This is a genomic window from Dyella sp. 2HG41-7 (assembly GCF_021390675.1).
In the GTDB taxonomy this organism is placed as follows: domain Bacteria; phylum Pseudomonadota; class Gammaproteobacteria; order Xanthomonadales; family Rhodanobacteraceae; genus Dyella_B.
Genome location: NZ_JAJEJV010000003.1, coordinates 328,727 through 335,687 on the forward strand (window position 1 = coordinate 328,727; position 6,961 = coordinate 335,687).

The 6,961-nt window shown below is 59.6% G+C and carries 6 protein-coding genes; 2 read left to right on the forward strand and 4 right to left on the reverse strand.

Translation table 11 applies throughout. The features are described from left to right. Positions 1-10: 10 nt before the first annotated feature. Complete coding sequence (gene glyS / locus L0U79_RS01425) at positions 11-2,158, reverse strand: glycine--tRNA ligase subunit beta (protein WP_233840099.1); 2,148 nt, start codon at positions 2,156-2,158, stop codon at positions 11-13. After that, positions 2,155-3,066, reverse strand: coding sequence for a glycine--tRNA ligase subunit alpha (gene glyQ, locus L0U79_RS01430; protein ID WP_233840100.1), 912 nt, complete (start codon positions 3,064-3,066; stop codon positions 2,155-2,157). The genes glyS and glyQ overlap by 4 nt, the downstream gene beginning before the upstream one ends. Positions 3,067-3,166: 100 nt before the next feature. Between glyQ and L0U79_RS01435 the strand changes: the two genes are divergently transcribed. Both L0U79_RS01435 and L0U79_RS01440 read left to right on the forward strand, forming a co-directional pair. After that, positions 3,167-4,990 carry a GspE/PulE family protein gene (locus L0U79_RS01435; protein WP_233840101.1) on the forward strand — a complete coding sequence of 608 codons (1,824 nt, stop codon included), beginning with the start codon at positions 3,167-3,169 and terminating at the stop codon, positions 4,988-4,990. Between the two features lie 29 nt (positions 4,991-5,019). Then, the gene (locus L0U79_RS01440) at positions 5,020-5,742 is read left to right on the forward strand and encodes a glutamine amidotransferase (protein ID WP_233840102.1); all 723 of its coding nucleotides are present in this window, start codon (positions 5,020-5,022) and stop codon (positions 5,740-5,742) included. A gap of 2 nt (positions 5,743-5,744) precedes the next feature. Here L0U79_RS01440 and L0U79_RS01445 read toward each other — a convergent pair whose 3' ends face one another. Both L0U79_RS01445 and L0U79_RS01450 read right to left on the reverse strand, forming a co-directional pair. Next, on the reverse strand, positions 5,745-6,068 hold the full coding sequence (locus L0U79_RS01445) for a DUF1820 family protein (protein ID WP_233840103.1): 324 nt from the start codon (positions 6,066-6,068) through the stop codon (positions 5,745-5,747). Between the two features lie 9 nt (positions 6,069-6,077). Then, complete coding sequence (locus tag L0U79_RS01450) at positions 6,078-6,710, reverse strand: rhomboid family intramembrane serine protease (protein ID WP_233840113.1); 633 nt, start codon at positions 6,708-6,710, stop codon at positions 6,078-6,080. Positions 6,711-6,961 lie beyond the last annotated feature (251 nt).

Sequence of the window (6,961 nt, forward strand, 5' to 3'; positions counted from 1 at the left end):
CTTTCTGCTGTTACAGACGCGCGATATCGGCGATCGCCGTAAATTGCGCTTTCAATTGCCCAAGCAACGCGAGCCGATTGGCGCGCACGGCAGGGTTTTCGGCATTCACCAGAACGCTGTCGAAAAACGCGTCGACCGGCGCCTGCAGTTGCGCCAAGCGCGCGAGCACAGCGGTGTAATCGCGACGCTGCAACGCCGCCGCGGTGTCGGATCGTGCAGCATCCAACGCTTGTGCGAGCGCGCGCTCGGCGTCTTCCTCGAAATGCGTGGGATCGACGAGTTCGCGAATGCTCTGCGCGCCGTGTTCTTCCTGCTGTTTGCGCAGAATATTCGCCACGCGCTTGTTGGCGCCGGCAAGACTCACCGCCTCGGGCTGGCGTCCGAATTCCACCACGGCGCGCAAACGATGATCGAAATCGACCAGACTTACCGGCACAACCGCTAGCACGGCTTCGTATTGCTCGGCGGTGAAGCCTTTTTCCGAGTAGTAACCGCGCAGGCGATCGAGCATGAATTCGTTGAGTTCGGACGCGAGCGCAGCGCGGCGTTGACCCGCATCGAGCGCGGGCGTCTTGCCGTCTTTGCCCGGCTTGAGTCCGGCTGCAAGCGCGCCGTCCGGCAGCAACTCCAAGGCTTCGACAAACAAAGCTTTGTGATCGAGCTCCAACCCGCCTTCGATTAACGTACGCGCCAATCCCAACGCAGCGCGACGCAACGCAAACGGATCTTTATTGCCCGTCGGTTTCAACCCCACAGCAAAGATACCGGCGAGCGTATCGACGCGCTCGGCAACCGCAAGCACTTGTCCGACCTTTCCGGCGGCAATCGTATCGCCGGCGAAACGCGGCTGATAAACGCTATCGAGCGCCTCGGCAACGTCGGCCGATTCATGATCGTGCCGTGCGTAGTAGCGCCCCATCACGCCTTGCAGCTCCGGGAATTCGCCGACCATGCGCGTCAGCAAATCGCATTTGGCCAGACTCGCCGCGCGCGTCGCCTGGCCGGCATCCACGCCGACGCGATTGGCGATGACGCGCGCGAGCTCGGCCACGCGTACGCTCTTGTCCCACAGGCTGCCGAGCGCTTGCTGATAAGTGACGTTCTTAAGCGCTTCCTGATAACTCGCAAGCGGCGTTTTCAAATCTTCGTCCCAGAAGAATTTCGCGTCGGCGAAACGCGGACGAATAACGCGCTCGTAGCCTTTGCGAATTTCATCGGGATGTTTGCTGTCGACGTTGGCGATGCCGATGAAATGTTCGGTCAGCTTGCCTTGCGCGTCGAACACCGGTACGAATTTCTGATTGGCCTCCATCGTGGTGACCAAGGCTTCCGGCGGAACGGTGAGGAACTCGCGCTCAAACGTGCAGGCAATCGCCACCGGCCACTCGGTGAGATTGGCGATTTCGTCGAGCAATGCGTCATCCAATCGCGGCGTGCCGCCGGTTGTCTTCGCGACGCGTGCAACTTCATCGCGAATGCGCTGACGGCGCTCCATGGGATCGGCCAGCACTTTGGACATGCGCATGGCATCCAGCCAGCTGTCCGCGTCGGCGACGTGCACAGGTTGCGGATGCATGAAGCGATGACCGCGCGATTTGCGACCGCTGTGCAAGCCCAAAACTTCACCGTCCAGGATATCGGAACCGTGCAGCATCACCAGCCAATGAACCGGGCGCACGAAGGTGTAGTCGTGATCGGCCCAACGCATGGGTTTGGGAATCGGCAGTAGTTTCAGCGCTTCGTCGACAATCTCCGGCAACAAACTCGCCACCGGTTGACCCGGCTTCACCGTGCGATAGACGAACCACGCGCCTTTGTCGGTTTCCAGCTTTTCCAATTGCTCAACACTGACGCCGCAGGATTGCGCAAAACCAACCAACGCCTTGCTCGGATTGCCTTCCGCATCCATCGCCGCATTGACGGCGGGGCCGCGGCGCTCGATGGCTTGCTCGGGCTGCGCCATGGCAACGCCGGGAATATGGACGGCCAAACGACGCGGCGTTACATACAACGCCGCTTGATCGAGCAGGGCAGCGACGCCGCGCTTGCCAAGCCCTTCGCAAATGCCGCGCAGGAACGCCGCACCAAGCTCGTCGAGCGCTTTCGGCGGCAGCTCTTCCGTACCCAGCTCGATCAGCAATGACTTGGCGGCGCTCATGCGGCCTGTTCCTTCTTCTGATGCTTCAAACCTGGAAAACCGAGCTTTTCGCGTTGTGCGACGTACGCTTCGGCGACGCTGCGCGAAAGGGTGCGCACGCGCAAAATGTAACGTTGGCGTTCCGTCACGCTGATCGCGCGGCGCGCATCAAGCAGGTTGAAGGTATGGCTTGCCTTCATCACCTGTTCGTACGCGGGCAACGGCAGGCCTGCCGCGATCAGCTTGTTGGCTTCGCCTTCGCACACATCGAACCAACGCAGCAATTCCGCGACATTGGCGTGCTCGAAGTTGTAGGTGCTCTGTTCCACTTCGTTCTGATGGAACACATCGCCGTACGTCACTTTGCCGTGCGGGCTTTCGGTCCAGATCAGGTCGTAGACGTTGTCCACGTTTTGCAGGTACATCGTGAGACGTTCCAAGCCGTAGGTGATCTCGCCCGTGACCGGCCTGCACTCCAGACCGCCCGCCTGCTGGAAGTAGGTGAACTGCGTGACTTCCATACCGTTAAGCCAAACTTCCCAGCCCAAGCCCCAGGCGCCGAGCGTGGGCGATTCCCAGTTGTCTTCCACAAAGCGCAGGTCGTGCACTTGCGGGTCCAGACCAAGTTCCTTCAGCGAGCCGATGTAGAGCTCGAGGATGTTTTCCGGATTGGGCTTCATCACCACCTGGTACTGGTAGTAATGCTGCAGGCGATTGGGATTTTGTCCGTAGCGGCCGTCCGTGGGGCGCCGCGAAGGCTGGACGTAGGCTGCAGCCCACGGCTCTGGACCCAGCGCACGCAGGAACGTGGCAGGGTGAAACGTACCGGCGCCGACCTCGGTGTCGAGGGGCTGCAGCAGCACGCAACCCTGCTTCGCCCAATAGCGGTTGAGGGTCTGGATCACATCCTGGAAGGTAGGCGCGGACATCTCTTTCCTAACCTGAGTGTAAAGCGGGTTAGTATAGCTGCAGCGCCTCTTTCCGCCGTTTTTTCCAGGCAATCGGCGCTCGTTTTGGGGGATTGCGCCAATGCCTGCAACACAACAAATCGCCTCCATGCTCGGCCGCCGCGGCCGGTTGGCCCTCGACGACGTCCTGGCGGCGTTGGTGGTCGACGGCTACGTACTCGCCGACGACGCCAAACAGCTTCGCGTTGGCCAGCACGCCGGACGCAGCACGGTGGAACTGAATCCGCTGGTGATCATCGCCAACGCGAAACTGATCAATCAGCGCGAACCGGGGCGACCGCTCAGCCTGGAAGGTCTGACCGAATGGCTGGCGGGGCAAGCGGGTCTGTCGTATCTGAAGATCGATCCGATGAAGATCAACGTCGCGGCGGTCACGCAGGTCGTGAGCCATGCGTACGCGCAACGCCATCGCATTCTTCCGGTCGCCGCGACGCCTGGCGAGGTGACGTTCGCCACGGCGGAGCCGTTCGACAATTCCTGGGCGAAAGACCTCGCCCAGATGATTCGCCGCGATGTGCATCGCGTGGTCGCCAGCCCGATCGATATCAATCGTTACTTGCAAGAATTCTATGGCGTGCAGCGCTCGATTCAGCTCGCCAAAGATGCGAAGAATCAGACCGGTTACGATTCGTCGGCGCTGCTGAACTTCGAGCAATTGCTGGAGTTGGGCAAAGCCGGCGAAGTCGGCGCGGACGACCGCCATGTCGTGCACATCGTGGACTGGTTGTTGCAATACGCCTTCGAGCAGCGCGCGTCGGACATCCATTTGGAGCCGCGCCGTGAAGCGGGTTTGATGCGCTTTCGCATCGACGGCATCATGCACAAAGTGTTTGAGTTGCCGCCGCCGGTCATGACGGCGGTCACGTCGCGTATCAAGATTCTGTCGCGCATGGATGTGGCGGAAAAACGCCGTCCCCAGGATGGTCGCATCAAGACGCGCGCATCGTCCGGGCGCGAAGTGGAATTGCGTATTTCCAGCATGCCGACCGCGTTCGGCGAAAAACTGGTGATGCGTATTTTCGATCCGGATATCGTCGCGAAGGATTTCTCGCAGCTCGGTTTTTCCCCAGGCGAAGACACCTTGTGGCGCAGCATGGTGGAGCGTCCGCACGGCATCGTACTGGTGACGGGGCCAACGGGATCGGGCAAAACCACCACGCTGTATTCGACGCTGAAGCATTTGGCCACGCCCGATATCAACGTGTGCACGGTCGAAGACCCGATCGAAATGGTCTCGCCCGAATTCAATCAGATGCAAGTGCAGTCGTCGATCGACCTGGATTTCGCTGCGGGCGTACGCACACTGCTGCGCCAAGATCCGGACATCATCATGGTCGGCGAAATTCGCGACCTGGAAACGGCGCAAATGGCCGTGCAAGCGTCGCTGACCGGACATCTGGTGCTTTCGACGCTGCACACCAATGACGCGCCGAGTGCGGTAACGCGCTTGCTCGATCTGGGCGTGCCGCATTACCTCATTCAATCGACGCTGACCGGCGTCGTGGCGCAACGCTTGGTGCGCACGTTATGCCCGCACTGCAAGATCGAAACCCAACAAGATCCGCATGAGTGGACAGCGCTGACGCACGGCTGGTCGATTCCGGTTCCAGAGCGCGTATTCAAGCCCTTGGGTTGCCTGGAATGTCGCCACACCGGATTTATCGGGCGTACCGGCGTGTATGAAATGATGCCGCTGAGCCCGCGCCTTCGCGGCATGATCAGCGCGCAACTGGACCTCATTCGGTTTAGTCAGTTCGCATTGACCGAAGGCATGCGTCCTCTGCGTATTTCAGCGTCGGATCAGGTCGCGCGTGGTCTAACTACCGTGCAAGAAGTTCTTACCGTGCTGCCGCCCGTGGAGCATGTGGAAGATTCGCCACTTTGATCTCTTTTTGACCGACGTTAACGCTTTGCATGAAACCTGTTCTTATTATTCGCACCGGCCAAGCCCCCGATAATATTCGAGCGCGTCATGGCGATTTTCCACATTGGTTTCGACTCGGCGCACAACTCGCGCCGCAGTGGATTCATGTCGTTCACGTAGCTGCGGGAGAGAAATTGCCTTCGCCGGAAGGAGTGTCCGGGGCGTTGATCACCGGGTCTGCCGCGATGGTGACCGATCGTGCGCCGTGGAGCGAAGAGACCGCGGGCTGGATTCGCAACGCCATGGATGTCGATCTTCCATTGCTTGGCGTTTGCTATGGCCATCAGCTGATGGCGCACGCCTTGGGCGGACGCGTCGATTACTTGTCCGGAGGGCGCGAGATCGGCACGCTGCCGATCGATCTGCTGCCTGAAGCGGAACACGATTCGTTAGCGGCACTCCTACCCACGCAATTTCGCGCACACACTACGCACGAGCAAAGCGTGATGGATGTGCCCAACGGCGCCAAAGTGCTTGCTCGTTCAGCACGCGATCCGAATCATCTGATTCGTTACGGCAAGAATGCCATCAGCGTGCAATTCCATCCGGAGTTCAACGCTGATGTCATGCGCGCCTACATTCAGCGCAAGCATCACGACATGCGTCGCGAAGGATTCGACCCGCATCACACGTATCGGCAAGTGGCCGCCACACCCATTGCGCGACGCCTGCTGAAGATGTTTTCAAGACATCACGGACTTAGCCACGGATAACGTCAGCGATTACGCGGCGGCATCGGAAATGGCGTGACCTTCTGGCCGTCAGCCGCGTCGCGGATCGCCAACGCGCCTTTGCGCTCCACTTCTTCGATACGCACGACGGCTTGCATAGGCAAGTGCAGCACGCGCGTATCTTTGAACTCTTCGCGCAGGCGCTCTTCGGTGGGATCGACCACAATGCCCTCGCCAGCAGGCTCGAACACAAGATCGCCCACTTCAGTGAATCCCCAGAGACCGCTCGACGCGACGTGATGGGCATACAGCTCGTAGCATTTGCCCAGATGCAAAAAGGTGACTTTGTAGAGTTTCTTGTTCCGCATGACGGCATTTTACCGGCGCATGCGACGCATGATCGCGTCGCGCGACATCAATGCGAAGAGCGCGCCGAATAGAAACCCCGCGACATGGGTCCACCATGCATAGCCGCCGTAACTTGGCCCGACGTAGCTGAAGAGCAACTGCAATAACGCCCAGAGACCGATCAGCAAAAACGCCGGCACGCGAACGAATTCCAGATAAAACCCCAACGGCAAAACCAGGCCCAAACGTGCTCGCGGAAAGAGGGATACGTACGCGCCAAGTATCGCCGACACGGCGCCGCTGCAACCGATGATGGGTCTGATCACGCCGGCCAGTGAGATCGCTCCGGCCAAATTCGCAACCACGCCGCCCAATAAAAACAGCACGAGGAAACGAACCGAACCTAACGTCCGTTCCGCTGGAACGCCGAAAATCATAAGGAACAGCAGATTGCTGAGCAGATGCAGCCACGCGACATGAATAAACAGTGCGGTGACCAGACGCAGTAGCGCCGGATCGCGCAGCTGCTGCCATATCGGTTGATGCGCATCGAAGATGTTGGCCGGAATCGTGCCCCATTCCAGCAGAAAGGTGACCCGGCGCGGCTGCGGCATCAACGCCAACAACATGAACATGATTACACAGACGAAAACCAACAACATCGCGGCCCAGTGCAGGCGCGGTTGTCGTCGGGTTTCTACATTTACAAACACTGCGTTCTCCTCGACGAGCGCATGAGTCGAACTGCCTTGACGCCCCATGATAGGCGATAAGCAAGTTTGGATAGGTTGACCGCGTTGGCGGTGCGCAACGACGCTATTTCGTAGGCCGCGCAAAGCAAAACGCCTTCCCGATTGGGAAGGCGTTTTTAGGATAAAGCCCCTGGCGGTGACCTACTCTTGCATGGAAGTCC